The organism is Nocardia sp. NPDC003963 (assembly GCF_053605105.1).
This window is the reverse complement of the sequence record NZ_JBSGIP010000020.1, coordinates 1-26,650: the sequence shown is the minus strand read 5'-3', so window position 1 is coordinate 26,650 and position 26,650 is coordinate 1. Positions and strand designations below refer to the sequence as shown.

General features: G+C 67.3%; 28 protein-coding genes. 16 read left to right on the top strand and 12 right to left on the bottom strand.

The window, feature by feature from the left end:
• Nucleotides 1–3: 3 nt before the first annotated feature.
• Complete coding sequence (locus ACWEWT_RS25070; protein WP_452562460.1) at nucleotides 4–1,554, bottom strand: FAD-binding oxidoreductase; 1,551 nt, start codon at nucleotides 1,552–1,554, stop codon at nucleotides 4–6.
• A gap of 251 nt (nucleotides 1,555–1,805) precedes the next feature.
• Between ACWEWT_RS25070 and ACWEWT_RS25065 the strand changes: the two genes are divergently transcribed.
• The 3 genes from ACWEWT_RS25065 to ACWEWT_RS25055 all read left to right on the top strand — a co-directional run bounded on the left by ACWEWT_RS25065 (nucleotide 1,806) and on the right by ACWEWT_RS25055 (nucleotide 3,729).
• Nucleotides 1,806–2,126, top strand: coding sequence for a GntR family transcriptional regulator (locus ACWEWT_RS25065; RefSeq protein WP_452562571.1), 321 nt, complete (start codon nucleotides 1,806–1,808; stop codon nucleotides 2,124–2,126).
• A 62-nt stretch (nucleotides 2,127–2,188) separates the two neighbouring features.
• A complete protein-coding gene (locus ACWEWT_RS25060) occupies nucleotides 2,189–3,040 on the top strand; it encodes an ABC transporter ATP-binding protein (RefSeq protein ID WP_452562569.1) in 852 nt (283 codons plus the stop codon).
• On the top strand, nucleotides 3,037–3,729 hold the full coding sequence (locus ACWEWT_RS25055; RefSeq protein WP_452562459.1) for an ABC transporter permease: 693 nt from the start codon (nucleotides 3,037–3,039) through the stop codon (nucleotides 3,727–3,729). The genes ACWEWT_RS25060 and ACWEWT_RS25055 overlap by 4 nt, the downstream gene beginning before the upstream one ends.
• A gap of 112 nt (nucleotides 3,730–3,841) precedes the next feature.
• Here ACWEWT_RS25055 and ACWEWT_RS25050 read toward each other — a convergent pair whose 3' ends face one another.
• Nucleotides 3,842–4,381 (bottom strand): TetR/AcrR family transcriptional regulator, encoded by a 540-nt coding sequence (locus ACWEWT_RS25050; protein ID WP_452562457.1) that lies wholly within the window; start codon nucleotides 4,379–4,381, stop codon nucleotides 3,842–3,844.
• 114 nt (nucleotides 4,382–4,495) lie between these two features.
• Between ACWEWT_RS25050 and ACWEWT_RS25045 the strand changes: the two genes are divergently transcribed.
• The 9 genes from ACWEWT_RS25045 (at nucleotide 4,496) to ACWEWT_RS25005 (ending at nucleotide 12,303) form a co-directional block, all read left to right on the top strand.
• Nucleotides 4,496–5,167 carry a class I SAM-dependent methyltransferase gene (locus ACWEWT_RS25045; RefSeq protein ID WP_452562456.1) on the top strand — a complete coding sequence of 224 codons (672 nt, stop codon included), beginning with the start codon at nucleotides 4,496–4,498 and terminating at the stop codon, nucleotides 5,165–5,167.
• Nucleotides 5,168–5,500: 333 nt separating this feature from the next.
• A complete protein-coding gene (locus ACWEWT_RS25040) occupies nucleotides 5,501–5,836 on the top strand; it encodes a hypothetical protein (RefSeq protein ID WP_452562454.1) in 336 nt (111 codons plus the stop codon).
• Nucleotides 5,837–5,888: 52 nt separating this feature from the next.
• Nucleotides 5,889–6,215, top strand: a complete 327-nt coding sequence (locus tag ACWEWT_RS25035; RefSeq protein ID WP_452562452.1) for a hypothetical protein — start codon at nucleotides 5,889–5,891, stop codon at nucleotides 6,213–6,215.
• Nucleotides 6,216–6,342: 127 nt separating this feature from the next.
• Nucleotides 6,343–6,660 (top strand): hypothetical protein, encoded by a 318-nt coding sequence (locus ACWEWT_RS25030; RefSeq protein WP_452562450.1) that lies wholly within the window; start codon nucleotides 6,343–6,345, stop codon nucleotides 6,658–6,660.
• 107 nt (nucleotides 6,661–6,767) lie between these two features.
• Entirely contained in the window at nucleotides 6,768–9,050 is a 2,283-nt protein-coding gene (locus tag ACWEWT_RS25025; protein ID WP_452562448.1) for a hypothetical protein, read from the top strand.
• A gap of 107 nt (nucleotides 9,051–9,157) precedes the next feature.
• Nucleotides 9,158–9,751 (top strand): DUF4178 domain-containing protein, encoded by a 594-nt coding sequence (locus ACWEWT_RS25020; protein ID WP_452562447.1) that lies wholly within the window; start codon nucleotides 9,158–9,160, stop codon nucleotides 9,749–9,751.
• Nucleotides 9,752–9,802: 51 nt separating this feature from the next.
• Nucleotides 9,803–10,225 (top strand): DUF4247 domain-containing protein, encoded by a 423-nt coding sequence (locus tag ACWEWT_RS25015; RefSeq protein ID WP_452562446.1) that lies wholly within the window; start codon nucleotides 9,803–9,805, stop codon nucleotides 10,223–10,225.
• Between the two features lie 44 nt (nucleotides 10,226–10,269).
• Nucleotides 10,270–10,695, top strand: a complete 426-nt coding sequence (locus tag ACWEWT_RS25010) for a DUF350 domain-containing protein (protein ID WP_452562444.1) — start codon at nucleotides 10,270–10,272, stop codon at nucleotides 10,693–10,695.
• A gap of 60 nt (nucleotides 10,696–10,755) precedes the next feature.
• Nucleotides 10,756–12,303, top strand: a complete 1,548-nt coding sequence (locus tag ACWEWT_RS25005; RefSeq protein ID WP_452562568.1) for a polyamine aminopropyltransferase — start codon at nucleotides 10,756–10,758, stop codon at nucleotides 12,301–12,303.
• A gap of 4 nt (nucleotides 12,304–12,307) precedes the next feature.
• Here ACWEWT_RS25005 and ACWEWT_RS25000 read toward each other — a convergent pair whose 3' ends face one another.
• The 5 genes from ACWEWT_RS25000 to ACWEWT_RS24980 all read right to left on the bottom strand — a co-directional run bounded on the left by ACWEWT_RS25000 (nucleotide 12,308) and on the right by ACWEWT_RS24980 (nucleotide 17,828).
• Nucleotides 12,308–13,465, bottom strand: coding sequence for an FAD-dependent monooxygenase (locus ACWEWT_RS25000; protein ID WP_452562442.1), 1,158 nt, complete (start codon nucleotides 13,463–13,465; stop codon nucleotides 12,308–12,310).
• A gap of 186 nt (nucleotides 13,466–13,651) precedes the next feature.
• Nucleotides 13,652–15,607, bottom strand: coding sequence for a protein kinase domain-containing protein (locus ACWEWT_RS24995; protein WP_452562441.1), 1,956 nt, complete (start codon nucleotides 15,605–15,607; stop codon nucleotides 13,652–13,654).
• Nucleotides 15,608–15,704: 97 nt separating this feature from the next.
• Nucleotides 15,705–15,962 carry a hypothetical protein gene (locus ACWEWT_RS24990; protein ID WP_452562439.1) on the bottom strand — a complete coding sequence of 86 codons (258 nt, stop codon included), beginning with the start codon at nucleotides 15,960–15,962 and terminating at the stop codon, nucleotides 15,705–15,707.
• A 9-nt stretch (nucleotides 15,963–15,971) separates the two neighbouring features.
• The gene (locus tag ACWEWT_RS24985) at nucleotides 15,972–17,279 is read right to left on the bottom strand and encodes a S8 family peptidase (protein WP_452562438.1); all 1,308 of its coding nucleotides are present in this window, start codon (nucleotides 17,277–17,279) and stop codon (nucleotides 15,972–15,974) included.
• A 108-nt stretch (nucleotides 17,280–17,387) separates the two neighbouring features.
• Complete coding sequence (locus ACWEWT_RS24980) at nucleotides 17,388–17,828, bottom strand: YbaB/EbfC family nucleoid-associated protein (RefSeq protein ID WP_452562437.1); 441 nt, start codon at nucleotides 17,826–17,828, stop codon at nucleotides 17,388–17,390.
• Between the two features lie 72 nt (nucleotides 17,829–17,900).
• Here ACWEWT_RS24980 and ACWEWT_RS24975 point away from each other — a divergent pair, with 72 nt between their 5' ends.
• The 3 genes from ACWEWT_RS24975 (at nucleotide 17,901) to ACWEWT_RS24965 (ending at nucleotide 19,929) form a co-directional block, all read left to right on the top strand.
• Entirely contained in the window at nucleotides 17,901–18,206 is a 306-nt protein-coding gene (locus ACWEWT_RS24975) for a hypothetical protein (RefSeq protein ID WP_452562435.1), read from the top strand.
• A complete protein-coding gene (locus tag ACWEWT_RS24970; RefSeq protein WP_452562433.1) occupies nucleotides 18,203–19,384 on the top strand; it encodes a WXG100 family type VII secretion target in 1,182 nt (393 codons plus the stop codon). Before ACWEWT_RS24975 ends, ACWEWT_RS24970 begins: the two co-directional genes overlap by 4 nt.
• Nucleotides 19,385–19,500: 116 nt before the next feature.
• Nucleotides 19,501–19,929: a hypothetical protein gene (locus tag ACWEWT_RS24965; RefSeq protein WP_452562431.1), complete on the top strand. Its 429-nt coding sequence runs from the start codon at nucleotides 19,501–19,503 to the stop codon at nucleotides 19,927–19,929.
• Between the two features lie 33 nt (nucleotides 19,930–19,962).
• Here ACWEWT_RS24965 and ACWEWT_RS24960 read toward each other — a convergent pair whose 3' ends face one another.
• Genes ACWEWT_RS24960 through ACWEWT_RS24945 form a run of 4 tightly spaced genes read right to left on the bottom strand, consistent with a single transcriptional unit; the run spans nucleotide 19,963 to nucleotide 24,626 of the window.
• Nucleotides 19,963–21,273: an AAA domain-containing protein gene (locus ACWEWT_RS24960; RefSeq protein ID WP_452562430.1), complete on the bottom strand. Its 1,311-nt coding sequence runs from the start codon at nucleotides 21,271–21,273 to the stop codon at nucleotides 19,963–19,965.
• Complete coding sequence (locus tag ACWEWT_RS24955; RefSeq protein ID WP_452562428.1) at nucleotides 21,270–22,748, bottom strand: hypothetical protein; 1,479 nt, start codon at nucleotides 22,746–22,748, stop codon at nucleotides 21,270–21,272. Before ACWEWT_RS24955 ends, ACWEWT_RS24960 begins: the two co-directional genes overlap by 4 nt.
• Complete coding sequence (locus ACWEWT_RS24950; RefSeq protein ID WP_452562426.1) at nucleotides 22,745–23,842, bottom strand: hypothetical protein; 1,098 nt, start codon at nucleotides 23,840–23,842, stop codon at nucleotides 22,745–22,747. The genes ACWEWT_RS24955 and ACWEWT_RS24950 overlap by 4 nt, the downstream gene beginning before the upstream one ends.
• 1 nt (nucleotide 23,843) lies before the next feature.
• Entirely contained in the window at nucleotides 23,844–24,626 is a 783-nt protein-coding gene (locus ACWEWT_RS24945) for a hypothetical protein (protein ID WP_452562424.1), read from the bottom strand.
• Between the two features lie 128 nt (nucleotides 24,627–24,754).
• Between ACWEWT_RS24945 and ACWEWT_RS24940 the strand changes: the two genes are divergently transcribed.
• The gene (locus tag ACWEWT_RS24940; protein WP_452562422.1) at nucleotides 24,755–25,924 is read left to right on the top strand and encodes an acyl-CoA dehydrogenase; all 1,170 of its coding nucleotides are present in this window, start codon (nucleotides 24,755–24,757) and stop codon (nucleotides 25,922–25,924) included.
• A 26-nt stretch (nucleotides 25,925–25,950) separates the two neighbouring features.
• Here ACWEWT_RS24940 and ACWEWT_RS24935 read toward each other — a convergent pair whose 3' ends face one another.
• Nucleotides 25,951–26,334: a VOC family protein gene (locus tag ACWEWT_RS24935; RefSeq protein WP_452562421.1), complete on the bottom strand. Its 384-nt coding sequence runs from the start codon at nucleotides 26,332–26,334 to the stop codon at nucleotides 25,951–25,953.
• Between the last annotated feature and the right edge of the window lie 316 nt (nucleotides 26,335–26,650).

The window sequence follows — 26,650 nt, the reverse complement described above, 5'->3', positions numbered from 1 at the left end:
GTTTCAGGGCAGTGCGATCGAGAGCCGGTGCCGGAAGATATCGCCCGGATCCCACTGTGCCTTCACCCGCTGCAGACGCGGGTAGTTCGCGCCGTAATAGAGGGTGTGCCAGGGGATGCCGGAGCGGTTGAATTCCGGGTCCGCCAGATCGGGGTCGGGGTAGTTGATATAGCTGCCGCCGTTGCGGTCGTCGGGTACCGGCACCCCGCCGGTCCCGGCGTACACCTCGCGGTACAGCTGCCGGGACATCCCGATATGGCGTGCGTCGTCGATCGGTAGCCGCCAGGCGGCGTGGATGAGCATCTTCATGAACGAATCACGAGCCGGCCCGGCGGTGGCGTCCGGTGCGACGGCATTGATCGCACCGCCGAAAGGCAGGAATTCCAGCGACGATTCACCGACGAAGGCCGGTGCGACGATATGCCGGTGGCAGGTCCGCAACTGCTCGGCGGTGTAGGGCCGGCGCAGGTAGGCCGCCTTGGTCTTGACGCGCGGCGGATCCGTGGTGCCGGCGTAGTAGACCTGGGCGACGGTATCGGCGTAGGACCTCTCGACCACCGGTGCGACGATCGCGCCGGGTCGCACACCGGCGCAGACGGTCGAGACGAATTCGTCCACCAGGCCCCGGGCATCGGAGTCGTCGCCGTTCTGGATGATCAGCATCTCGCCCAGTCCGGTCAGGTTGGGCCGGAAGCTGATCGGCGCGTACAACCCGGCGAAACGGTTCCAGGGTTCCCGGTGGCGCGCGTAGAAATCGAGGTAATTGCCCATGAACCGGACGAACGAGTCCTCGGTGGTGACGGGCAGGGTGAGCGTGGTGCTCAGCATCGAACGCGGTGACCGGGGCAGCGTGCGCGCCGGATCGGCGCCGTCGGCTCCCGGAGAGCGCAGCAGGTACCGGGTGACGATGCCGAAATTACCGCCGCCGCCGCCGGTATGAGCCCACCACAGATCTTCGTGCGGTCCGTTCCGTAGCGCCGTGGTCAGGCCGACGCTGCCGTCACGTGCCACGGTCGCCACTTCCACCCCGTACAGATGGTCTGCCACCAGGCCGTACCGGCGTGACAGGGGTCCGTATCCGCCGCCGCTGATATGCCCGCCGACGCCGACGGCCCGGCAGATCCCGCCCGGAACGGTCACATTCCACCGCGCCAGTTCGGTGTAGAGCGCCTCCAGGGTGAGCCCGGTGCCGACCGAGAAGGCGCGGTGTCCGGTGTCCCAGTCGACCCGGTTCAGCCGCCGCAGATCGATCAGCGACCGCGTGTCCGCGCTGTCCACGAAATCCTCGAAGCAGTGACCACCGGAGCGGGCCGCGATACGCAGGTCGTCCCGAACCGAATCCGCGACGGCCTGCCGGACCTCCTCCGCGGTGGCCGGAAGGTGGATCCGCCGCGGCCGGGCGATATAGCGCCGGTTGTAGCCGCGCATGGTCAGGGTGCGGTATTCGCGTTGTCCGGGAAGGACAGCGGGCACCGCGTGGGCGGGTCCACCTCCGGCGGTCACGGTCACGGCACCGACGGCGGCCGCGGCGAAAAGCTCCCGGCGTGACAGCATTTCTCACTCCCTGGTCGTCGATCCCACGGATTTGCGTGCCCACCGTAGCGTGACCTGCGGTTTCCGGCGTGGATTCCGTTGCTGCCGCCGTCCAATCGCGCGTATCCGAGTGCGGCGGTGGCGCTGGTTCGGTCTTGTGCGATCCCCGTGCAGGCTCTATGGTTCATTACATGAGTAATGAACCACTCAACCAGGGAAGGTGAGGACCCGTGCTGGCGGACGGTAAGCCGCTCTTCCTCCAGATCGCGGAGATGGTCGAGAACTCGATCGTCGACGGATCACTGCCCGAAGAGGCACAGGCGCCGTCGTCGAACGAGCTGGCGGCCTTCCACCGGATCAACCCGGCGACAGCGGCCAAGGGCCTGAACCAGCTGGTGTCGGACGGGATTCTGTACAAGAAACGAGGGATCGGCATGTTCGTCACCGCCGGTGCGCGCGGTGCGCTGCGATTGCGGCGCAAGGAGCGATTCGCCCAGCAGTACATCGACCCGCTCATCGCCGAGGCCGACAAACTCGGTATGGGCATCGACGAACTCAAGACCCTGCTCGACCAACGGGAGGGGACCCGGTGAACACGACCTTCATCGACCCGGCGCTCGACAATGAGGTACTCGCTCGCGTCCGCGGGGTCACCATGCGGTTCGGTTCGGTCACCGCGCTCGACGATATGACCTTCGACCTGCGCGAGAACACCATCTACGGTCTGCTCGGCCGCAACGGCGCCGGGAAGACCACGCTCATGCAGGTGCTCACCGGGCAGATGTTCCAGACCTCGGGGGAGGTCCGGATCAACGGTGAGATCCCGCACGAGAACGCAGCGGTGTTGCGCTCGGTGTCGTTCATCAAGGAGAGCCAGGCGTATCCGGCCGATTACAAGGTTGCGCATGTTCTGCGGGCCGCCCGCCATCTGCTGCCGCACTGGGACGAAGACTTCGCCCGCGAACTGGTGCGCGATTTCGATCTGCCGACCGACCGCAAGGTGAAGAAACTGTCCCGCGGGATGACCTCCGCGCTCGGCGTGATCATCGGCCTGGCATCCCGCGCCCCGCTGACCTTCTTCGACGAACCGTATCTCGGCCTGGACGCCGTCGCCCGCCGGCTCTTCTACGACCGCCTGCTCGACGACTACACCGAACATCCACGCACGGTGGTGCTGTCCACCCATCTGATCGACGAGGTCGCCGACCTCCTCGAACATGTCCTGCTCATCGATCGCGGCCGGCTCGTCGCCGATGCGTCCGCCGACGAGTTACGCGATTCCGCCCTCACCGTCTCCGGGGCGACCGCCGATATCGACCGTTTCGTCGCGGGCCGGCCGGAACTGCGCCGGGAATCGCTGGGCAGCCAGAGCCGGGTCCTGCTGCGCACTTCCGACAACGCCGCCGACAGCCGGCACGCGAAAACGCTGGGCCTGCTGGTGGAACCGGTATCGCTACAGCAGCTCATCGTCGAGACCACCACCCTGCACAGCAAGGAGCAGTCATGATCGCCCGTGCTATCGACGTCTCCCGTATCCACACGGTGGCCTGGCCGCTGCTGATCGCCTGGCCACTGGCGATACTCACCGCGGCCTTCGCGATCCCGTGGGTGATCTTCGCCCTCATCGACGCCGAGGACGCGAACACGACCGGCAGTGTCTATTCGATCCTCGGTGTGACCATGGCCTTCTACCTGGGTGCGATGACCCAGACCTTCCCCTTCGCACTCGGTCTCGGGGTCACTCGCCGCGATTTCTTCAACGCCACCGTCCTGATCGGCGCCGCGCAGGTGGTGGGCTTCTCGCTGCTGCTGTGGGTCCTGGCCGTCATCGAGGACCACACCGACGGATGGGGTGTGCGGATGGAGATGTTCGGTCTCCCGGCCGATTTCACCGGTAACCGGCTGACCCAGCTGGCGACGTACGCGTCGTTCCTGGGCCTGGTCGCCTGCGTGAGCCTGCTCCTCGGGGCGATCCATCAACGCTGGCGGGTCACCGGACTCTACACGGCCGGCGCGGCCTTCCTCCTGGTCGGCGGCCTGGCGGCCGTTCTGGTGAGCTGGCAGCGCTGGTGGCCGGCGGTCGGCTCCTGGTTCGCCGACACACCCCGGGTGGTGCCGATGGTCGTACTGCCCGCGGCGGTCGCCCTGGCCGCACTGGCCGGAGCGTGGGGCACGCTCCGCCGGGCGACTGCCTGACGGCGGCTCCGGGCCGGACCGGATCACCGGAGTGCCGACCCCGAGCCCTGTACCGGACGACCGGGTCCCGGCCGCTGTCGTGGCCGGGACCCCGTGCTTGCGTTCCCTTGCTTCACGAATGTTCACCCGGCCCACGCAGGTAGCGCGATTCGAAATGCCGCCAGGCCGCATCGGGTGCGACGGGATCGGCGCGATCGGTCACCGCGGTCATCAGCCCGACGAGAGCCCACGACAGGGTCGTCACCGTGAGGTCGTCGACCTCCGCACCCGGCCGCTCGGCGACGTGTTCACGCAGAATCGTCGCCACACTGTGCCGATACCCGCGCAGCGCGGTGAGGGAGGCATTGGGGCCGATCAGCGGCTGATACACCTGCGGGTAGCCGGCGGCCAGCGCGAGCATCACCCGGACCGGCGCCCACCGCCCACGATCGGGGGAACGAGCGATTTCCGCGCGGAGGTGTTCGGTGCAGCTCACCACCAGCAGGTCGTCCTTGTCGCGATAGTGGGCATAGAAGGTGGACCGCCCGATATCGGCCCGCGCGATCACATCACTGACGGTGATGCGGTCGTACGCGCGCTCCATCATCAGTTCGATCAGGCTCCGGTGCAGGGCGTTCCGGGTGCGGCGGACCCGGCGGTCCGGTTCCTCCACAACCTCTCCTCTCTGTCCGAGTGCCTGAACAGTTCCGGCGGATCTGTACGGAAACGGACGGTACCGCTGGTATTGATCCTGGTCGCCGGCGGTTCGACCGCCGACGATCGAACCATGACATCTTCTACTTCCACTGCTCGCACACCCATGTTCGTCGACGACCCGGGTACCGGACTGGTCATCGTGGGCATGCGCCGCTACAACCTGTTCACCACAGTGTGGTTCCTCGGCCGGCATCGCAGGCTGATCGCCGAACTCGTCCGGACCAGTGGCGCGAGCCCGGGGGATGATGCTGTCGATATCGGCTGCGGTCCAGGCAAACTGGTCCGTGCTCTGGGGTCCCGGGTCGGCACGCAGGGCAGCGTGACGGGCATCGACCCATCCGGTTCGGCCGTCGCCTACAACCAGGGTCGTGACGACCGTCGAAACCATCGTTATGTCCAGGCTCCCGCGCAGGATCTCCCCCTCGCCGATGCTTCCGTCGATGTAGTGACGTGCACGTTCGTCATGCATCACATACCCGAAGAGCACCGTGCGGCGGCGATCTCCGAGATGTGGCGGGTGCTACGTCCGGGTGGCCGGTTACTGCTCGCCGATGCCCATCCGACCCGGTGGATGCGGTTCTTGTTCAGCCGATCCGCGCGTCGGCACAATGACGGTGACCCCTTCGACGCCATCGACGTCCGTCGCTACACGCCGCTGTTGCGCTCGGTCGGCTTCATAGAGGTCGAGCATGCTGCCGGTAAACACATGACCGGGATGACGACGGCGTCCAAACCCGGGTAGTCGTGGATTCGGCCGGCGAGAGGTATGCATTGTCTGCGCGACAGTCATTTTGGTGAACAAGAGCTCCGCTCGCCGGAGGGCGCCCGAATCGTCCGGATCGACCATTATGCCCAACCATGGTCGATCCGGCCGACTTCCCATCGGTGGTAATCCGTCGGACGATGTGCGAGATTGATTGACATCGTCGACTGGAGGAGGACTGTTGCCGCGGTTGTTGCAGCCCGTTCTGCGGATTGCCGGACGGCATCCTGTCCTGGCGCTCGACGTTCGGTTGCGGTGTGCTCCGGGGGTGCTTGCCCGGAACCGGGTCGTCGACTCGATCGGGAGCTCGGAATGAGGCACCCGGAGACTGTGGAGGTGCTGGCTCGGGGCCGTGCCATCGCCCACGCAGTCGCCGATATGCTGGAGCGGATACACCGGATTCGCGCCCGGCGGCCTTCCCCGAGCGGCCGGGTGATTCCGGAGGTCGACGGTGCGCTCCGGCTGACCGATATGTACATTGCGCCCGGGACGATTGCGCACTCCACCGACAATCGGGAGCTGGCCGCCGATATCATGGCTGCTATCCGGGAGAGCACGCTCGACGCTGCACGCCAGCACAAACTGGCCATCGAAGAGACCGACTGGCCCGATATGCCCGAGGTGCCATGGGTACCACGGCGGCGCTGACCGGGCTTCGGCGGCCGGGCTCGGTGGCGGGGTGGTGTCAGAGGTGAGTTCCGTGGACGCAGTCGGATCACCGGCCTCTTCGCGGCGGCAGCAAATATTCGAGGTATTCAACCCGGACTACTCGGTCGGGGTGGCGTGCGATAGGGCGGGCATCATCGTCGGGCTGCATCTGGGCGACGAGATCCTCGAGCAGTCGGATGCGTGGCTGTCTGCCGAGATCCTCCGGCTGGCTCGCCTGGCACGGATGAAATCCGAGGTCGGGCGGCGGCGGATACTGCTCGACAACGGTATGTTGCCGCATGCGGTGGAAGCCCGTGGGCTACCGAGCGAAGCGGCCTATCGTCGGGCGGAGGCGGCCGAGTTCGGCGACCAGCTCTGACGATCCACGCGGGTCCGGGCCGGTGCCCCGGGCCGTCCCTTCGTCATTTCGGTCTCCCCGGCTGTGGGGATATACGACAATTGGCCTGCGAGCGCGAATCGGGCGCGATAGGAAAGGATTCGGCGGCATGGGAACGAACGTGAATCAGGTGCCGGACGACATGCGCGGCCGTGCGGATCGAAACCGTCGCGTTGTTCCCGGTCTCAACAGTCACGCCGAGGGCGATCCCGACTTCCCGGACCTGCTGTCCGAGGGCGCGGGCCTGGGTGCATACGGTCTTGTGCTCAATGTGCGCGACAGGCTCGAGAATCGCCGCAAAGGGTGGACGGGGATTGCGGACAGGTACGACGGTGCGGGCGATGCCGGCAGTCGTGGAGCGACAGACTTCGAGTACGCCGATACCGATGGTGGGGCCGGGGTCAGTCGGAAAGTGGATGAGGTCTAGTTCGCCGCACGGGTGGGCAGCCGCGCGTTGTGGCGTCCACGGGTCGATGTCTCACCAGTGACCGACGGTGGTATGAACGGCGGAATCGTCAACTCTGAGGGGGTCGGATGACCAATTACTACGTATACACCGACGATGGCGAACGTCGAACACCGGGATCGCAGCCCGATTCGGGCTACTGGTACGAGCAGGCTGAAATCGGTGGGGAAATCAAGATATGTACGGTCGATCCTTGGACCGGCCAGCGGATGGTGGTTCGCACCATTCCGGAAGGCGGCGATCGTCCAGAATATCTGATAACTGAAAATGGTAAAGCCTATGAGAAAGAGGTAAAGAAACAAGAGGAGCAAGATACCGATAACGACGACTCCACCGCCACCACAACCGTCGATATTTTCGGTACCGGCGATGAGAGGCGAGAGGACGACGATGTCGACCGCGCTGACAAACTGGATTCCATCACCGATACCTACGGTGAAGATTATACTGTAAAGAACAGTGATAGTTTCCGTTTATCCAGCGGCGAATATGCTAAGTATGAAGATTTCCCCCTGGTCGTCCAAACTCCGACCGATAAAATCGGGGTGGGTCCTTCCACGGATCTTTTGGATGCTATTGCCCTTGCCAATTTGCAGCTGAAATGGCTCAGTCGGCAGATGGGTACCGGAGATATCAACAAGCCCAAATATCTCATGGACCCCAAAGGCGACAAGAAGCACTTGGACGACAACCTCGACAAGACTTTCTACGACGACCTCCTTGCTGATGGCGAATCGGCCGCGGCCGAGCAGGATGCCTCCTTCAGAATGGGGCAGTTGTTGGATGATTGGGAGGAGATCGATGCGGCGTTCGGTGACATGGTCCTGACCATTGATCGCAACAACCACGAGGCGTACAAAGATGTGTACGACAGGGTTCAGGAGATCAATGGAGCGATGGCTCTCAGTCTCACCGGTAGCTATAAATACAACGAAGAAGAAGACGCTGCCCATACCCTGGCGGGATCCCATAACAGTTCTCTCACAGAAAAAGAGAACGAAGTCAACGAACAGTTGGCGGAAGATGACGAGGATACGGACCTCAAGGATATCGGTATCCAGCATATCGTCGAAGAGTTGGAACTCTACGACATAATACGCCGTGGCGTTGCGGATTGTACGACCAGGGTCAACAAATACGTCGAAGACATGGAGAGTCTCGCCGACCGTAACCCGGAAGCAGAGAAAATCGTCGACGACGGAGAGTGGCACAAGGGGAACGATCCGCAATCGGAGAAGCCTGCGGATCCGCCTGCCAACACACCTGCGAATCCGCCCGCCAACACACCTGCGAATCCGCCCGCCAACACACCTGCGAATCCGCCACCGGTGAATCCGCCGGCGAACACCCCGGTCAATCCGCCCGTCAATCCGCCGGCGAACACCCCGGCGAACACTCCGGCGAACACTCCCGCCAACACCGATGACGCTCTGAAGGATCTGAACGACCAGTACGACAAGATCCTGGGCGATTCGACCGAAGATCCGACCGACGATTCCGATACCACCGGCAACGGCGAGGATCAGTCGCCGTCCGGCACGAACGGGGAAACCGGCGGCGGCCAGAATGCCGGTGGTGCCCAGGTCCAGCCGGCTGTTCAGTCCACGCCCAGCAGCAGTCCGGATATGAGCGGAATGATGATGGCGAGCATGATCCCGCAGATGCTCGGCGGTCTCAACAAGGACGGCAAGGACAAAGACGACAAGGACGACAAGGACGACAAGGGCAAGGACAAGGCCGGTCAGGGACGCGAGGTTCCCGGTCCCGTTCAGACTTCGCCGGGTGTCGCTCCCGGAGCGACCGATCAGGGTCCGGGGGCGCAGCCTGCCGTCACTGCCCCGACCGATACCGGCGCGCCGCCTGTCGTGACCACGCCGGGCGCGATGGTCGACTACAAGTTGCCCGACGGTAAGACGACGATCCAGGTGCCGCAGGCGGTTTCCGACGCGCTGACGAGGCAGCAGGGGAACCCGGCGCTCAACGCGTTCACCGCCTACGAGGGCACACAGGCTTCGCAGAACATGGGCGGCCAGTGGTCGATGGTCGATGATCCGTCGCAGCTGCGCACCGGTGATGTGATCAGGTGGGAGAACCACAGTGCGGTGATCATCAACGATGCGTCCGGCCCCCAGTACTGGGAGAACGGTCGCCTGGTCCCGCTGGATCTGAGCAACCTCGACCACGCGCAGTTCGGTAAGTTCACGCAGTTCATGCATCCCACCGGTCTCGACGCCGGCAATGCGATACCGAGCACGCCGGCGCCGACGGAGATGCCGGAACCGAAGATCACCCAGTCGACACCGCAGGCGCCGCCATCGGTGCAGGCACCGCAGGAGCCCCAGCAGACCTGACGCGGCCGGCCGGGCGCGTTCGTGCGCGTCCGGCCGACCGGAAGGCTGTGCCGGCGGATGTTACTGTCCGCTGAGATCGTCAGAGGGAGGCCGTTATCGCCGCGCTGTTGCTCGTACTGCTCGTCGTCGTGCTCGTCGTGGCCGGTATCGCGCTGTTCCTGCTGGTCCGTAGACGGGACGAACCGCCTGCCCCCGCGGGCCCGGTCGACCCGTTCGCGGACAAGGATTCCGATGCGCTGCGCGGTGATCCGCGGGTGCTGAAGGCGGGGGATATCGTCGATATCTTCGGCGAGACCTATACCGTCCGCGGTTCGTTGCGCCTGAAAGAAGGCGGCTACCAGTGGAGCGAGCATCTGCTGGATACGGCGAAGGGCACCCGTCGATGGCTCTCGGTGGAGGAGGATCCGGATCTCGAGCTGGTCCTGTGGACCGAGACACCGGGTGTTCCGGCCGCGGGTGGGGATTCGATCGAATACGACGGGAAGACGTTCCGGCTGGACGAGTCGGGGCATGCCCGCTATATCAGTGAGGCGACGACCGGGTTGACGCCTGCCGGCACCCTGGACTACCACGATTACGCCGCCGTGGACGGTACCCGGCTCTCGTTCGAGGATTTCGGTGAATCGGGCAAAAAGGAAGCCGCGATCGGGCAGGTGCTGAACCGGAGTGCGATTATGATCTACCCGCAATCGTCGAACTGAGTGATTGCCGCGGCAGCGGAGGGCCGTGCGCCGCACGGGGGAAGGTTTTCTGTGAGTCGTAAGTCCTGGGTGATCGCTGCGCTCTGCGTGCTGCTCACCGCTGTTCTGCCCGGCTGCGGCTCCGATGACGACGACTCGGGTGTCCGGTCGTATATCGGGTCGAACTACACGCGCGCGACCGAACTCGACGAAGCGAACAACGGGCTCGCGTACACATCGAACAAGTCGCCGACGGCCACCGCCGACGAGATCACCAAGGGCGTGCGGCAACTGGACCGGCGCACCGCCGGTGCCACCACCTACCTGCAATACCGGGACGACATCATCGCGATCTCCCCGAACGGGACCGGCTCCAAGATTCTGTTGGACGATTACCGCAACGGGCATCGGCGTCATCACAGCGCGGTGAGTGTCTTCGGCTGGCCCAGCGATAACAGCAGCTTCCGCGGCGGCGGTTCCGGCGAGGGAAAATAGCCGCCGGGTACGCGTCCGGATCCACTCCTACAGGAGGAAGAACAATGCTCGAAGACCTGCCCGCGAACGCCGGTGCCGCGGCCGCCTACTCCGGCCTCGGGTTCGTCCTGATGGTGCTGGGTTTCGTGCTCGTGGACGTGTTGACGCCCGGCAATCTGCGTCATCAGATCTGGGTGGAGCGCAACCGTAATGCCGCACTGCTGGTTTCGGCGAACATGCTGGGTGTGGGGATCATCGTCGCCACCGCCATCTGGACCTCCGGCGGTGCGATCGGGCAGGCGCTGGTGAGCAGTGCGGTGTACGGGATCATCGGCCTGGTCGCGATGGCGCTGGCGTTCCTGCTGCTGGAATTCGCCACTCCCGGGGAGTTCCGGGGCGTGGTGAACGAGCCCGAGCTGCATCCCGGCGTCTGGGTGAGCGCGGCGGTGCATATCGCGGTCGCGGCTGTGGTCGCGGCGGCGCTCACCTGAGTGGCGCCGAACGAATCCGCGGCCGAAACCGTCGCGTCCGCACCCGCCGCGACCGCCGAAGTGGCGGCCTCGCCGGCGGGGGTACCCGGTCGTTTCGCCCGGTCGGCGTTGCTCGCCACGGTTTTCGTCTGCGCTGCCTGCGGGCTGGTGTACGAACTGTCGCTGGTGACACTGGGCAGCTACCTGATCGGCGATACGGCTACCCAGGCATCGATCACGCTGAGTGTGATGGTCTGCGCGATGGGTGTCGGCGCGCTGGCGGCGAAACCGCTGCGGCATCTGGCGGCGGCCGCGTTCGTCGCGGTGGAGTTGGCGCTCGCGCTGGTGGGTGGCCTCTCGGTGCTCGGCCTGTATGCCGCGTACGCCTGGCTCGACCTGTACACGGCGGCGCTGGTGGCGGTGTCCTGTGTGATCGGCGCGCTGGTGGGCGCCGAGATCCCGCTGCTGATGGAGATGTTGCAGCGGATCCGGAAACAGGAGGCCGGTAGCGCGGTCGCCGATCTGTTCGCCGCCGATTACGTGGGTGCGCTACTCGGCGGTCTGGCGTTCCCGTTCCTGCTGCTGCCGGTGTTCGGGCAGATCCGCGGCAGCCTCATCGTCGGTGTGGTGAACGCGGTGGCGGGGCTGGTACTGGTGCTGGCCTGGTTCCGGGCCGACCTGTCGCGCCTGGCGCGGGTGTTCTTCGGCGCGACGACCGTGCTGGTGGCGGCGGTACTGGTCGGCAGCTATATCTACGCCGACCGGTTCGAGGCCACCGCTCAACAGGCTCTTTTCGCGTACCCGATCGTCTGGCAGCGACAGACCGAATACCAGAAGATCGTGCTCACCGAATCGGTGTCACTGTTCGGTACCCGGGACACCCGGTTGTTCCTCAACGGCGATCTGCAGTTCTCCTCGGTGGACGAATACCGCTACCACGAGGCGATGGTGCATCCGACGCTCGCCGGGCCGCGGCGCGAGGTCCTGGTGATCGGCGGCGGCGACGGTCTGGCGCTGCGGGAGATCCTGGAGTATCCCGATGTGGAATCGGTGACGCTGGTCGAACTGGATCCGGCCATGATCGAACTGGCCCGCACCGATCCACGGCTCACCGAACTCAACCGCGACTCCTTCGCCGATCCGCGGGTACACGCGGTGACCGCCGACGCGTTCTCCTGGTTGCGGACCGCCGATACCGACTACGACGCGGTGATCGTCGATCTGCCCGACCCGGACCAGACCTCCATCGCCAAGCTCTACTCCACCGAGTTCTACGCGATGGCCGCCCGGGTGCTGGCGCCCGGCGGCACCATGGTGGTGCAGGCGGGTTCGCCGTTCTTCGCTCCGCATTCGTACTGGTGTATCGCGGCGACGGTACGCACCTCGGGTCTGCACATCCTCCCGTACCACGTGGATGTCCCGAGTTTCGGCGACTGGGGTTTCATCCAGGCGACCCGGACCCCCGATCCGCGACTCGCATTGGATCCACCCGCCGCGCTGCGTTCGATCGACGAACAGAGTCTGCCCGCGGCGACGGTTTTCGCTCCGGATCGGCGGGATACCGGTGAACAACCCTCCACCCTCATGCATCCGACGATCCTCGATCTCGCCCGAAAGGAGTGGGTGTAGCGGATCAGGCGGGTGGTTCCCAGGACAGTACGGGTCCGAGTGCGCGCAGGGCGGCCGAGTCCGGGGCCAGCCGCAGTACCGCGTTACGCACCGGCGCCACCGCGGGCCAGGACAGTTGCAGGGCGGCGCCCATCCGGTGGGATATCCGCGCCAGCGGTCGGATCCGGACCCGGCGGACCCGGTCGTATTCGGCCAGGGCGGTGGGGATATCCGATATCCGATCGAGCAGCGCGGCCAGGGTGACGGCGTCCTCGATCGCGAGATTCGCGCCCTGGCCGAGATTCGGGGTCATGGCATGTGCCGCGTCACCCAGCAGTACGGCACTACTCCGCACATAGGTGGGTAGCGTCGGCAGTTCGTAGATATCGTGCCGCAGTACCGTTTCCGGGTCGACCGCCGCCAGCAGCGCCGGAATCGGATCGTGCCAGCTGCCGAATCGGCGCCGGACCTCCCCGAGTTCGTTCCCCGGGAAACGCTGACCGGCCGGGAGATTCGCGGTGGCGAACAGGTACACGCGGCCGTCGCGCAGCGGGGCGATACCGACCCGTTGCCCGCGACCCAATGTTTCGCCGCCGGAAGCCACGGGCTCGGACGGTGTGACGATGGTCCGCCACGCGGTGTATCCGGCGTACACCGGGGGCCGGGCCCGGGGCCACAGGGCGGCGCGGACCGTGCTGTTGATACCGTCCGCGCCGAGTACCAGGTCGGCTTCGGTGCTTCCGGCACTGTGCCGGACCAGGACACCCCGCTCGGTGAACTCCACCGCGTCGACCGCGCAGCCGAAGTGTGCACCGGTTCCGAGCGCGGCGTGCAGGATCTCCGACAGCCGGGTCCGGTGGATCACCACCAGATCGCCGTAGCGGTCACGGAGTTCGCCGATATCGGTGCGTGCCAGCCAGCGCCCGGCGGTATCGCGCATCCCGCCCTCGGTCGCCGCCAGCGACTGTTCCCGGACTTCGGTGCCGATGCCGATCATATCGAGACCGCGCAGGCCGTTGGGCCACAGGCTCAATCCCGACCCCGCCGGTTCCACCGCGGTGGCTCTTTCGAGCACTTCGACCTGCCAGCCGCGTGCTCGCAACGCTATGGCTGCCGTGAGTCCCGCGATTCCGGCACCCACGATCACTGCGCGGCGGTCGCCGCCGGTCGGGTTCGCGATCATCACCACCTCCGGTATCGAGCTGCGCGGCCCGGCCCGATTATCCCTGCCACGGATGCGCCGGCGCGGCGGCTACCGGGCGTTCCCGTTCGCCCGGCGTGAGTTCGACGGTGCCGGGGCGGATATCGATGCTTCCTTTTCGACGGGGTCCGCGCTCGGGACGCTGTCTTCCCATGCGCTCGGAGGCATTCAGTGACCGGTATCGCCCGGTGCGGAGGGGGAAGCCGGTGTGGTGACCGGAGCCGAGGTAACAGCCGGAGTCGAGGATGCGGGGATCGCCGGCACAGAGGTAGTGGCCGGTACGTGGGCAGGATGTGGCGCGGAAGGTGAAGTAGGCGTGACGGAGGCGGCCGGATCGGACGTGGAGACGTGGGGCGAGGACGTGGAGATCGCGCTCCCCTGGTTATCCGCTTTCTCGGTGGTAGCACTCGCCGTCGTGCCGGTTCCGGTGGTTTCGGTCGTATCGGGCGGGGTGGTGGTGGCGGTACCGCTGGAAGGCGTGGTGGACGGTGTGGTGGTCGTGGGGACCGAAGTGGTGGGCGAGGTATCGGTAGTGCTCGGTGTGGTGGTCGGCGGCGCGGCGACGCTCGTGGTCGGCAACGGCGGGGCGGGGGGCCCGGGTTGCGGCTGGTCCACCGGATCACCCGCCGGAGTGGTGGGCACGTTCTCCGCGACAGTGGTTCCCGGGACAACCGGGGGTGCGGGCGGAACCGCGGGCGCCGAGGATTCGACCGAAGGCGCGCGGTCTTCTTCGGGGAGTCGTGGTGCGGGAGCAGGTGCGGGTTCGGTCGCCGGGACGCCCGGCACCGCGGTAGCCGATACCACCGGTGGTGCCGTGGTCGCCGGAGAGTCGGTGACCGCAGTGGATCCTTCCCTGGTCAGGGCCAGTGCCGAGACGGTCACCACGGCGATCACCAGTACCGCTACCGCGGCCGCGGTCCTACCGCGGGGAATATTCGCCGCGGCGGGCACAGTGACGGCAGGCGGGACGAGACCCTGCGGGCCGAGCGGCCGGGGGGTGCCCGGCGGCGTGGGGAGCGGAGGAAGGTCATCGGGTCGGTTGTCCCGCGGCGATGGGGGAGTCGGAGGAACGTCGTCGCGCGGGCCGGCGGCTGCGGGAGGGTCGGCCGCCGGGGTGAAAGCGGCGGGGGGAACAGCTTCCGGAGCAGCGGATTCCGGGGTAACAGCGGCCGGGGCGTCGGATTTCGAAGTGATAGGTACCGGGACGGCGGATTCCGGCGTGTCAGCTGTCCGGGCGTCGGATTCCGGAGTGACAGGTGCCGGAGCGGCGGCACCGGGGGTGACAGCTGCCGAGGCGGTGGTCCCCTGGTCGGCAACCGGCAGCAGGGCCTGCTTCGCGGCGGCCGCGAGTTCGCCCGCGGTCCTGTAGCGGTCGTCCGGGTCCTTGGCCATGCCCTGAGCGATCACCGCGTCGAAAGCATGCGGTACCCCGGCGGCCGAGGGCAGCGGTGGCCGGTCGGTGAGATGCGCCGCGATCTGCCGTTCCACGCTGTCCCCGCGATACGGTTTGGTCCCGGCCAGGCATTCGTAGAGAACGCAGGCCAGCGAGTACACATCCGACCGCGCGTCGATCTGGTCCAGCGTGAGCCGTTCCGGCGCCATATAGGCCAGCGTGCCGATCATCGTGCCCGCGCGGGTGAGTGTGGTGTCCTGGCCGCTGCGGGCGATCCCGAAGTCGATCAGGTAGGCGAAATCGTCCGGGGTGACCAGGATGTTCGACGGTTTCACATCCCGGTGCACCACCCCGCTGCTGTGCGCGGCGTCGAGGGCCGCCGCGATCTGGGAGATCACGGCGACGGCGGCGGCGGCCTCGAGCGGACCCTCGTCCGCGAGCAGGGTCGCCAGATTGGGGGCTTCCACCAGACGCATTTCCAGGAACAGCCGGCCGTCGATCTCGCCGAAATCGTGGATCGGCACGATATGCGGTTCGTGCAGCCGGGCCACCAGCTGCGCTTCCCGCTGAAATCGGCGACGATAGGTTTTGTCCCGCGCGAATTCCTCCGACAGGACTTTCACCGCGACCATGCGCTCGGTTCCGGTGTCGTAGGCGCGGTGTACTTCCCCCATGGCGCCCGCCCCCAGTGGATCGAGCAGTCGGTAACGACCGAACTCTGTACCTTCCACACCTTCCACGAGCTACGGATACCACATCCGGTGCCCGATCACCGCACCCCGTAACCCCGGATGAGGGTGGAATCACCCAGGGAGGAGGGGTTTTCGGTCACCGGTCCGATTCGTCGTGCCCCATGGATTCGGGTCCCAGCGGTTCGATGGGCGGATCGGCGAACACGGTGGTGGCGGTATCGGCCGCCAGCCGGGCGGCCGCGCTCGCGGTCACCCGGAGGGCGAACCGGCCGGTATCGGGGTCGAGGGCGATCAGACCGTATTCGCAGTCGACCTCGCTCTCGGCCAGATCGAGTGCGCGCACCGCGTCGGCCAGCGCCGACCCCGGGGTCAGGGTGACGGTCAGCAATGGCATTTTCCCAGGTTACGCCCGGGTCGCGGCCTTCTCCAGCGCCGCGAGCAGGGCCCGGGGCTCGGCGATACCGTATCCGTAGTCGTAGTCGAACGCCGTGCGGCCGGCCGCGGTATCGCGCAGCAGTTCCCGCAATCGCGCCGGCGGGACCTGCGTCGCCGGCCATCGGGTCCGGAAGGCGGCGACCACTCCGGCGAGGACGGGACAGGCGGCCGAGGTGCCGGTGTCGGGGACCTCGGCGCCGAAAGCGGTGGATCCCAGGAAATGGGAATACGCGCAGAGGTCGGGCTTCCGGTCGGCGAGCCGGCCGGGACCCTGTGACGAGTACCCGATCCGCTGCCGACCGGTGTCGACACCGCCGACCGCCAGGACACCGGGATGCGAATTGGCGCCGGCGATCGGACGATCGGGGTACGAGCAGCGTCCGTCGGGGCAGTCGCGGCCGCAGTTTCCGGCGGCGAACAGGATATCGGCGCCCGCCGCGTCGAGTGAGGCGACGATGACATTGAACGGGTGGTCGGGGTTGTCGGAGTAGTTGCCCGGATCGCCGACCGGGAAGTCCCACTCCGGCGCGAACGAACCCCAGCTGTTGCTGATCACCAGGGCCCGCCGGTCTTCCGGTTGCGCGGTGAGTACGGTGCGCAGGTGGGCGAAGGCGGCCAGGGCATCGGAGAGCAGCCCGTCCATCCGGCTCCCGCCGGAGCGGGTGCTCTGCAGCAGCGGTAGATCGAGGAATATCGCCCGAGGTGCGGCGATGAGCGCGTCGAACGCGCACATGGTCCCGTGGTCGACCGGGAATTCGCCCGCGCGCCCCTCCACCCCGGCGGGATTCCAGCTCCGTGACCCGTCGATCGCGATCGTCGCGCCACTGACCCGGCGCACCGCCGCCGCGTTGATCCCGGTGTCCAGAATGGCGAGGGCGACTCCCTCGCCGGTGAGTCCGGCGGCGGTGAGTTCGTCGTGGCCGAGCAGCCCGGCGACGTCGCGCCAGGTGCCGACCGGTCCGGAGTCACCGCAGGTGAGTACCGGTTCGATCACCGGGTCGGCATAGATGCCGGTAACGCCCGGAGCGCCGGCGGCCGCGGCCCGCGCCGCCTGATCGTCGTCGGGGATCTCGCCGCGCACCAGGTACGAGCCGGCGTCCGCGCGTGCGGTATCGGCCACCTCCGGACTACTACCCGGGGGAACCGCCACCGGTGGATAGCCGGAATCGATCGTGAAACCGGGAACCGCACCGGCGCTCGCGGCGATACCCGCCGCGGAATCGGCTGCGGCGGAGATCTGTTCGGGGGAAGGGCGGAGCTCGATCAGGACTCGCATGCCGGCAATACTGCACCGGCGCGCAATCGACGGCAAACGATCGCGCGGCGGATACCGGACGATGTGTATTCCCCGGCGGGCGACCGGGACCCTGCGGGAGCTCGGGGGTCAGGCGCGGAAAAAACCCTGATTGCGGCGCTGATTCAGCTCGATCAGCTCGTCCTCGGTCAGCTCGTCGTCCGGGTCCGTGTACCGCCCCGGCCCGGGTGCTGCCGGAGGTGGTACCGGACGGGGTTTCTCGACCGCGTCGCCGAAGGATTCGGCCACTTCGGCGACCCGCGGATCCGCCGTGAGCGTTTCCAGTTGTTCGCGAACGTTGGCGCGGGCCTGCTCGAGCGCCTCGCGGGCCAGCTGGGTGATGAGCTCGCCCAGTGCTTCGCCGTACGGGGTGACGGTCTCGTCGATCCGCACGGATTCGAGCGAACCGTCGGCCCGGACGTGGACGGAAACCCCGTAGCGGCCCGCGGCGGCGGTATCGGTCAGCAGCGCGCGCTGGACGGCTTCCAACTGTCCACTGATGGGATCGATATCGCCGGAATTCGGTGGCACACGGAGCTCGCTTCCCCCACTGACAAGGATTGTTGCTGTGCTAGCGTAGCAACCCGGTAGGGGAGGTTTCACTTGTCTGATCTGTACGTCGATGTGCCCGCGACCGAAGCGATGATCGGTGCCCTCGGTCGATCCAAGACCGTATTGGACGGGATACCGACGGAGGGGTTCGTGCAGCAGATCGAGACGGCACTGCCGGGATCGGGGCTCGGGCATTCGGTGATGCTCGCGGGCTTCCGCGCCCGTGCCGCCACGCGTGGTGCGGGTACCCGGGTCCAGGAGATCAGCGACGGGGCCAAGGCCGATATCGCGGCGTTCACCCATGTCGAGGGACAGAACGTCGCCGGTATCACCGAGGCCGCCGAGCCGCCGCGATGAGTTCGATACCGCCCACCAAAACGCAGATCCGGCAGTGGGATACCGCATCACTGGGTGAACAGGGCCAGGAATGGACCCGAGCCGCGCAGACCACGCTCACCGAACACGGTGCGGTCTCCCGGCAGCTCGCGGATTCGCCGGGATTCTGGCGCGGCGACGCCGCCGACGCCATGCGGGTGAAGGGCGAGGAGACCAGAACTTCCCTGTCCTCCGTGGTGACCGCGCTGGAACAGGCGGGCACCGTCGCCACACAGGCCGGCCCGTCCCTGCTGGCCGCCAAGACCACCGCGGTGAACGCGATCGCGACCGCCGAACAGGAACGGTTCGTGGTCGGCGAGCAGGGCGGTGTCGGTTACACCAAGGAGTTGCTGGCCTGGGTGCAGGCCGAACTCGGGCTCGCGAGCTGGCAGACGGCGCATTCGGTGCTCTACAAGCAGGCGCAGAAACACGAGGATGTGATCAAGCCCGCCCTCCGGGGCGCGGCCGATGCCGCGGAAACGGTCCGGAACGCCCTGGACAAAGCCTTCGAGAACGTCAAGCTGCCCCCCGGGTGGGAGCTGGAGGCGATCGTCATCGAGAACCAGGTGCAGGCCGACCCGGGCGGGATGGTCACCTGGCCGGAGGAGGGGATGCTCGGGATGATCGCCGGTCCGCTCGGTAAGGCCAAGCAGGTCACCGCGGCCGAGGCCGAGATGCTGGACAACCTCAGTATCGGCGACAAGGTCCGGTTCTACCGGATCATGACCGAGGCCGAGGACACCGCACTCGGGGTGTACGAGGGCGATCTGGAACAGGACGACCACACCGACGCGTTCCGGCACGCCTACTGGAATGCCCTGATGACCCAGGAGTTCGGCGAGGACTGGACGACGGAGTACGCGTCCAAACATGAGGGTCGCCCGGACAACGCGGCGGTCCGTGAGGCGATGGATCTGCACAACAACGAGATCGGCCGCACTATCGCGCTGCAGAATCCCGATGCGAGTCAGGAAGAACTACAGCAGTTGGTGAAGGATGCCGTGGGGCGCGGCGATACCGTGGTCATCACGCGTAACCAGGAACTCGGCTTCTCCGACGATGTGAAGGTCGGCGATACCGTGGATTCGGGCATTTTCGACGAGAATCCGAAATTCCTCCCGGGCGCTCCACTGCCGAACGATAAACCATCCCCGAAATAAGAGATCCGGCGAAGGGCTCGGTGGCAATGATTGTTTCGCGTGGGCGAGGCGTGCGAGCGCTCGTGGTCGCGGGTGTATCGGCAGGGGTTCTGGCCGCCGCCACGGGATGCGGGACGGTGCTGGGGGACCGTGTCGAGGTGGTGGCGGACGATTCCGCGGTGGACAGCGCGTTCCAGCGCGTACTGGATTCCCGGCAGCCCGTACCCCTCGGCGAGGTGATGGCGACGGCGGATCTGCCGTTCGAGTCGTGGGACCGGATGTATCGCTTCGCGGCGTCCAAAGACGGCGACGAGCTGAATACCGCACTCGGGACCAGTGTGCGCTGGGAAGGGCTGCCCGGCGGTTCGGATTCGTCGGTGCAGGTCTTCCTGAACGAGGGCAGTGTGGTGTACGCCTTCGTCGATACGGTGCCGTCGTTCGGGGTGCGCCGCGATCACTACGCGACACCGGATTCGATGGTGACACCGGTCGAGCGTGAACGCGGAGATCCGACCGGACCGGGGACCGAGGTCTACTGGGGTCTGGATATCGACGAAGCCGGCTGATCCCGGCGAGGTCCGGTGTGCTGCTCCGCCGGTTCAGCGGGCGTGGACCGGGGCGGCGACGCGGTGTTCGGCCAGCCTGCCCAGAACCGCTTGATTCGCTTCCCAGCCGTCGGGGAACTTCACCGGGACTCCGAGATAGACCGGTTCGGCCGAGGGATGCGCGTCGAGGAGTTCACCGATACCGGCGCGGCCCACGACGATACAGGCGTGCCGGTGCCGGGAGGCCAGCACACACAGGCGCCCGGCCTCGAGGTGGAACGCGCCCGCGTCGCGGCGGCCGGACAGCGGATGCAGGATGACGGTGACATCGTATTCGCGGCCCTGGAGTCGGTTCGCGGTATCGACGGTGACCGTTTCCGCGACCGTTCCGGCGAGTGCGTCGCGTACGGCCTGGGCCTGGTCGCGATGGGCGGTGCCGACCGCGATACGGGTCGCGTCGACGTCGCGGGTGCCGTGTTCGGAATGCGCGACACCACCGCGTTCCAGCAGCCGACAGGTGAGATCGGCGATGGCGGCGACCGCCTCCCCGTCGGTGCGCAGCGTATGGCGGGCCGGTAGTTCGTAATACGCCCAGCCGTGCGCCGCGGCTTCGTCGAGGACATCGTCCACCGGCCCCCGGATGCCGCGGGTGGTGAACTCGAACCGGCGCTGCTCGGGGCGGGTCCCGGCGGCGAAGGGCGCGAACGGGTAGAACGCCGAGGAGACCACCGAGGCCGCCGACGGCGGTAGCCGCCACGACACCGGCAACGTATGCACAGGGATACCGTCGTTGTGGTTGAGCATCACCGCCACCGCGCTCATGGTCGGATTCCACGACAGGCCGGCCCAGCGGTCACCGTCGACGGTGGCGAACGGATCCAGCTGGCCGGGGTCGCCGACGAAGAGGCCGCGCTCGAAACGGTTGGCGATGCGCAGCAACATATCCGAGCGCATCTGGTAGGCCTCGTCGACGATCGCGTACGACCAGCGGCCTTCGTCCAGGGTCGCCCATTTCGCCGCGGTGCCGATGACGATCGCGCATTTCTCCAGATCGGCGGGACGGTTGGCGACCTCGACATTGTCGCGATCGATCCGGGCGCTGCGGCGATAGTCGCCGGCGGAGAGACGGCCGATGGACAGGCCGGGGTCGGCGGTGGCCAGCCGGTCGATGAGGTCGTCGACCTGTTCGTTGGTCTGCGCGACGATCATCCGCTGCTCGTCGTCGGCGGCGGCCAGTTGGCGGGCGGCGCGTACCACCAGGGTGGATTTACCGGCGCCGGGCGGTGAATCGACGACCAGGGCGCGGTGGGCGGCATTGTCGAGATCGGCGAGGATCCGGCCGACCACTTCGTCCGCGGTGCTCACGACCATTCCTCCGTGCGTTCGAGGGTGGGTTCGGGCGGGGGACCGCCGTGGGTCCACGGGGTCTCCTCGCGGGGCGGGAGTTTGGCGGGCGGGCCACCGAAACCGCCGGGGGAGAAACGGGCGAAACCGATCGCGTCCCCTTCTTCGGGGACGCTACCCAGGGCGGGGTTCTTGCCCTGGCCCATACCGCTGATCAATTCCAGCTGGATCACATCCTCGTCCACCGCGACGACCTCGGCTTTCTGTGCCGGGCGGTCGATCCGGATCAGGGTTTCGCCGATCCGGGCCCGGAAGGGGTCGGCGGTGTGCACCCAGAGATACGGGCGCGGGACCTCGCGTGATTTCGGCTTCGCCCGCCGCTGGGGCTCACAGTCGCTGACCGTCCCCTGGAACGCTTCACCGACGAGCCGGTATTCGATCAGTACCCGGGGGTCGTCGAAGGCGCGCTGCGCCTGGAAGGTATCGAGGGCCTGTTCCTGTTTGAGCAACCGGCGGGTCGCCGATACCGCGGAATCGCGGCGGGCCTGCGGGTATCCCTCGGGGATATCGGCCACGAACCAGGAGAACGCGGCGCGGTCGTCGGTCCAGCGCCTGTCCACGCTCGCGCCTTCGGGCAGTTCGCGCAGGAGTTCCACGGCTCGCCACATCAACCGCCAGGTCGGTTCCAGCTGTCCGCGCAGCGCCTGTTCGAGTCGTTCGGCGGCGATGACTTTCGCCCATTCGTGCTCGGCGCTGTCGTACGCGGCGATCAGGGGTGCCAGTTCTTCGTTGTCGAAACCGGGATCGGTGGCCGGTCCGGCGGGCGGGTACGCCAGCGGATCCTCGGCCAGCGCGGCGGCCTCGGGGCCGGTCATCCCGACCGGCGGGTCGATCCAGCCGAGCAGGGCGGCGAGATTACCGTCCTCCAGTGCGGATTGCCCGGACGCCCAGTGCGTGGTGAGTACCGAGGTCATCGCCAGGCAGACATTGGACCCCGGGAACTCGGACCGGTCGCCGAACCAGGTGAGCCAGCGCCCCAGCAGCGGAAGCGTTTCCGGGACCGCGTTCTCGCCCTCGGTGCGATGGAACCGCACCGAACGGCCCAGCAGCCGCAGGAATTCGGCTCCGCCGGGATTGGGTACGAGCAACTGTGGCGCGTCCAGGTAACGCAGATAGGCCTCGCCGGTCGATTTCACCGTCAGTTCTTCGGCGTCTTCGCAGAACGACGAGATATAGGGCAGTACCCGGTCGGCGAAGTGTTCGATGAACCGCAACCGCAGTACCCGGTCGCGTGGTTGCGCCACTATCAGCACCGTCGCGTCGTGCGGTGCCGAGCCGACGGCGACCGCGAGCGGTGCCGCCGCCTCACCGGCGAGCCGCAGCGGCACGATCACCAGGGGGCGTTCGGAGAGGTGATAGTGCCGCCGGTCGGCGATGGGTTCGGCCCGGCCGGTCCGGGCGGCGGTCACCTTCGCCAGCGCGCTGAGCACGCTCATCGGGCGACCTCCAGGCGCAGGGCCCGCGCCCGGCGCAGCATCTCCGCGATATCGGCGTGTTCGGGTCCGGGATCGAGGGTCCCGTCGGCCAGGGCCAGTACGGTGTCGAGGTTGTCGATACCGCCGAGGTCGTCGCATACGCCGCGGCCGAGGGTGTCCACCGAGCCCTGGGTCCGGGCCTCGGACCGGCAGGCGAAGGCGAGTTCGCAGCTGGACATGCATTCCGGTGCGTACCGCGACGGTATCGCCGCGACGGTACCGGCGAGTTCGTCGCCCGGGGTGAACGAGGCGCCCGGCGGGACGAGGTCGAGCAGTGTATCGATCGAGGTGAGCCGGGACAGCTGGCGCCCGATCACCGCGAGTTGTTTGCGCAGATCCACCAGCGCCGCGGTGGGCCGGTTGGTGAAATCCTTGGCGCACACCAGGATCGAGTTGTGTGCGACCAGTTCCGGTGATTGCCCGAGTTCGCGCAGCAGTTCCCGCATGGCCAGGACGTAGACGGCCGATTGGCGGGCCGCGGAGGCTACCTGCGCGGGATCGGCCTGCCCGTCGACGACGGCGAACGATTTGATCTCCACCACGTGGAAGAGCCCGCCGATCTGCAGGGCCACCACATCGGGTTCCAGATAGGCAATGGCACCGGCGATCTCGAGGCGCAGCATGGGGTGATCGAACAGTGTCCCCTGACCGGAGGTGAGCGCCTGTCCCAGTAGCTGTTTGGTGCGCTGGTAACGCACGGAATTGCTCGCGTTGTCGCCCACGGTCTCCAGATCGTGGTAGCCGACTTCCGGAATGGTCAGGTTCAGCTCTTCGCGCAGCAGCCGCAGCAGTTCGGCGCAGCCGTGCGCCTTGACCATGGCCTCGAAGGTGTTGCCGCGGGTGATCGCGAACGGTGACTGACCGAACTTCGGCGGGAAACCGAGTTCCCGGGCGATCACGGTCTTGTCGACCGCCGCGGCGTCGAGCAGCGCCCGGCGCGCGCAGCCCGGGTTGGCGGTGAGCGCGGCGATGGTCCGGGCGTTGTGCCGGGTGGCGGGGGCGTCCCCGCGCAGTTCGTCGAGCCGGGTGGTCAGGGTGGTTTCCGCAAGCGTCATCTCAGGCCTCGTTCCGTCGTCGGTCGGCCACCGCGAGCCGAACGCCGAACAATTGCGCCGCGGGATCCGCCAGTTGCCGCACCGCTCGCTCCGCGGCGTCGGCCCGCTGCTGTGTGTCGTCTTCTCTGTGCACCTCTAGTTCGCGTTCCGCGGCCGCCAGCACGATATCCGGGTCGATACCCTTCCCGTCGGTCGCGCCGGGGATGGACACCGCCAGCTGCCAGAGCACACGTTGCCCCGCCGGCGTACATCCGTGGTCGGTCATATGGCGGGCCAGCCGGATCGCCCCGGTGAGCAGATCCACCCGCGGACTCAACGGCCCGACCATACGCTGTGCCAGCGACCAGGTACTCACCGCGAGCAACCCGCGTGCCGGGGCCAGCAGATCGGTGGTCATGGCGGCACAGATGTAGTACGGGCGGGCGTACGGCGCGGCCCGGAAGGAACGCTCCTCGTCGCGGCGCAGGCTGGTGAGCCGGGCCGGGACGAGTTCTCCCGAGAAGAACGCGTCGTGTACCGCGAGTGCGAGCTTCGGGGCGGCGGGTACAGAGAGCAGTGTGAGCGCGCGGTGCACATGCTCACGGACCGGTACCGCCGCCGCGGACTGCCGGGTCTGGGCCGGGGCCGGTGGAGCTCCGAGAACCGCGGCATCCCATTCCGTCTCGGCGGCGCGTAGTTCGGCGCGCAGCCGACGGGCCGCGGTCCGGTCTCCGGATCCGGCGGCACGGCGCACCTGTGCGCGCAATTCGGCTATGCGCTGTTCCAGCGCCTCGGCGGTGGGCATGGGGGTGAATGTAGGTGGCAATTCCAGGGAAGTCCAGTGAATGCCAGTATTTGCCGGTATAAATCGGCTCCGAAGCTGGTTTCCCGAGAGCTCTGCGCCATACTTTTGGGTATGTTAGCGTGGCGAATATGGCTGCGGCGGGGTCGAATTGCGCGTTGGGTATAGATCAGAAGTTTGTCGACACGCTGGCCGAACGGGCGCGCGCGGCCGAAGAATTACGTCGGCTGCCCGACGAGACGATCGCGGAAGTGACGGCCTCGGGATTCCTCGAAGCGCTGGTACCGAAGCGGTTCGGCGGGCAGGAGGAGAAGTTCCCCGCTGTACTCGATCCCATCCGCCGGATGGCACACGGATGCGTTTCCAGCGCCTGGACATTGGGGTTCTTCGCCCTGCACAACTGGCTGCTCGCGCTGTTCCCCGAACCTGCCCAGGTCGAGGGGTACGGTCGCGGCCCGTTCCTGTGCCCGGCACCGCTGGCGCCGACCGGCCGGGGTCTCCCGGCCGACGGTGGAGTGCTGCTCTCCGGCCGGTGGTCGTGGGCGACCGGTGTGATGCACGGCAACTGGATCATGGTGGGCGCCCTCTGCGGCCCGACCGATGACCTCTACCTGGCACTCGCCCTGCTCCCGGCCGAGGGGGTCGGGATCGAGGACGTCTGGCATACCGAGGGGATGCGGGCCACCGGATCCAACGATGTGGTGATCGAGAACCTGCTGGTCCCGGAACACCGCCTGATGCGAGTACTCGATATCTACAGCGGCAACACACCCGGCGCCCGGCTGCACGACTCCACCACCTACCGGTGGCCGCTGGTACCGGCACTCGCACTGGCCGCATCGATGCCCGCGCTGGGCGCCGCCGAACGCGCCACCGCGATCTACGCCGAGCGACTGGCGGGCCGCGTCCTCTACGAGGGCGGCACCCGGCAGCGGGACAAGCCGATGGCCCAGGCCCATCTCGGGCAGGCGCGGGTCCGGTTGCGCGCCCTGCACGGGTTGCTCGACGATACGGTCGCCGAGATCGAGGGGCTGCTCGACGCCGGGACACCGGTGCCGGTGCCGGTGCGGGCGGAAGCCCGGTTGGCCGCCGCGCATATCGTTGCCGAGTCCCGGGCGATCATCGGCGACCTGATGCGCGCCTCCGGCGCGAGTGTGCATTTCACCGACCATCCGATGCAGCGGCTCAAACGCGATGTGGACGTACTGAGCGGGCATGTGGTCTTCGACTACGACACCGCCCGCGAACTCGCGGGTGCCACCGCGATCGGCCTGAAACCGCCTCGTGCGGCGATGATCTGACAACCACCGGCCGGGGGTTGCCGGTTCTATTGCTCCCGCAGCGCGGCCTCCGAGCGGCGCATGGTCTCGGAGTCCAGCTCCTGGATCTGGATGGTGACCCCGTCCGGGTCGATCAGCCGCAGGCTGCGGCCGAAGTCCTCCTCGACCAGTTCCGGGGTGTATCCGGCCGCACCCAGGCGGGCGGCCACGGCTTCCAGCGGCTCGTCGGTGGCGAAGCCCAGTTCGACCGTGCCCGGCGGGCGGCCTTTCGATACCGCGGCGTCGTGGATGCCGACCGCACCCGCGTCGGCGTCGAGTTGCGTCCAGACCGATACACCGGCGGTGTTGTCCGGGCGCAGACCGAGTCCGGCGTAGAAACGGCGGGACGCCGCGGTATCGGCGACATAGCGAATGGGTAGTGCGGTCAGCACGGTTCCTCCTGGTCGGGCGGCGGCCACGGCCACACCGGCCGCGGTCCTGCTCGTTCCGAGCGTGCCCCGGCGCACCCGGCCGGGCGAGCACACCGGGCGATCCGGACGGAATCCGGCACCGATATGCCGTCCGGTGCCGGATTCCGACACCGCCCAGGGACCACGGTCGGGCGTAGCCCGTCCGCTGCCCGGCGCACGGCCGGAGCGGAGGCGGAGGTACGCCTAGGACCTGTCCTGTAATTCGTTGTGGTGGTTGGTGTTAGCTGTCGGGTGTGGTGGGTCGTGGTGAAGTGACCGATAAGGCATGGGCTCGGAT

Coding starts and splice junctions, on each gene's coding strand:
- ACWEWT_RS25070 (WP_452562460.1), bottom strand. CDS start 1,554: ATGCTGTCACGCCGGGAGCTTTTCGCCGCGGCCGCCGTCGGTGCCGTG.
- ACWEWT_RS25065 (WP_452562571.1), top strand. CDS start 1,806: ATGGTCGAGAACTCGATCGTCGACGGATCACTGCCCGAAGAGGCACAG.
- ACWEWT_RS25060 (WP_452562569.1), top strand. CDS start 2,189: ATGCGGTTCGGTTCGGTCACCGCGCTCGACGATATGACCTTCGACCTG.
- ACWEWT_RS25055 (WP_452562459.1), top strand. CDS start 3,037: ATGATCGCCCGTGCTATCGACGTCTCCCGTATCCACACGGTGGCCTGG.
- ACWEWT_RS25045 (WP_452562456.1), top strand. CDS start 4,496: ATGACATCTTCTACTTCCACTGCTCGCACACCCATGTTCGTCGACGAC.
- ACWEWT_RS25040 (WP_452562454.1), top strand. CDS start 5,501: ATGAGGCACCCGGAGACTGTGGAGGTGCTGGCTCGGGGCCGTGCCATC.
- ACWEWT_RS25030 (WP_452562450.1), top strand. CDS start 6,343: ATGGGAACGAACGTGAATCAGGTGCCGGACGACATGCGCGGCCGTGCG.
- ACWEWT_RS25025 (WP_452562448.1), top strand. CDS start 6,768: ATGACCAATTACTACGTATACACCGACGATGGCGAACGTCGAACACCG.
- ACWEWT_RS25010 (WP_452562444.1), top strand. CDS start 10,270: ATGCTCGAAGACCTGCCCGCGAACGCCGGTGCCGCGGCCGCCTACTCC.
- ACWEWT_RS25000 (WP_452562442.1), bottom strand. CDS start 13,465: ATGATCGCGAACCCGACCGGCGGCGACCGCCGCGCAGTGATCGTGGGT.
- ACWEWT_RS24990 (WP_452562439.1), bottom strand. CDS start 15,962: ATGCCATTGCTGACCGTCACCCTGACCCCGGGGTCGGCGCTGGCCGAC.
- ACWEWT_RS24985 (WP_452562438.1), bottom strand. CDS start 17,279: ATGCGAGTCCTGATCGAGCTCCGCCCTTCCCCCGAACAGATCTCCGCC.
- ACWEWT_RS24970 (WP_452562433.1), top strand. CDS start 18,203: ATGAGTTCGATACCGCCCACCAAAACGCAGATCCGGCAGTGGGATACC.
- ACWEWT_RS24955 (WP_452562428.1), bottom strand. CDS start 22,748: ATGAGCGTGCTCAGCGCGCTGGCGAAGGTGACCGCCGCCCGGACCGGC.
- ACWEWT_RS24950 (WP_452562426.1), bottom strand. CDS start 23,842: ATGACGCTTGCGGAAACCACCCTGACCACCCGGCTCGACGAACTGCGC.
- ACWEWT_RS24945 (WP_452562424.1), bottom strand. CDS start 24,626: ATGCCCACCGCCGAGGCGCTGGAACAGCGCATAGCCGAATTGCGCGCA.
- ACWEWT_RS24940 (WP_452562422.1), top strand. CDS start 24,755: ATGGCTGCGGCGGGGTCGAATTGCGCGTTGGGTATAGATCAGAAGTTT.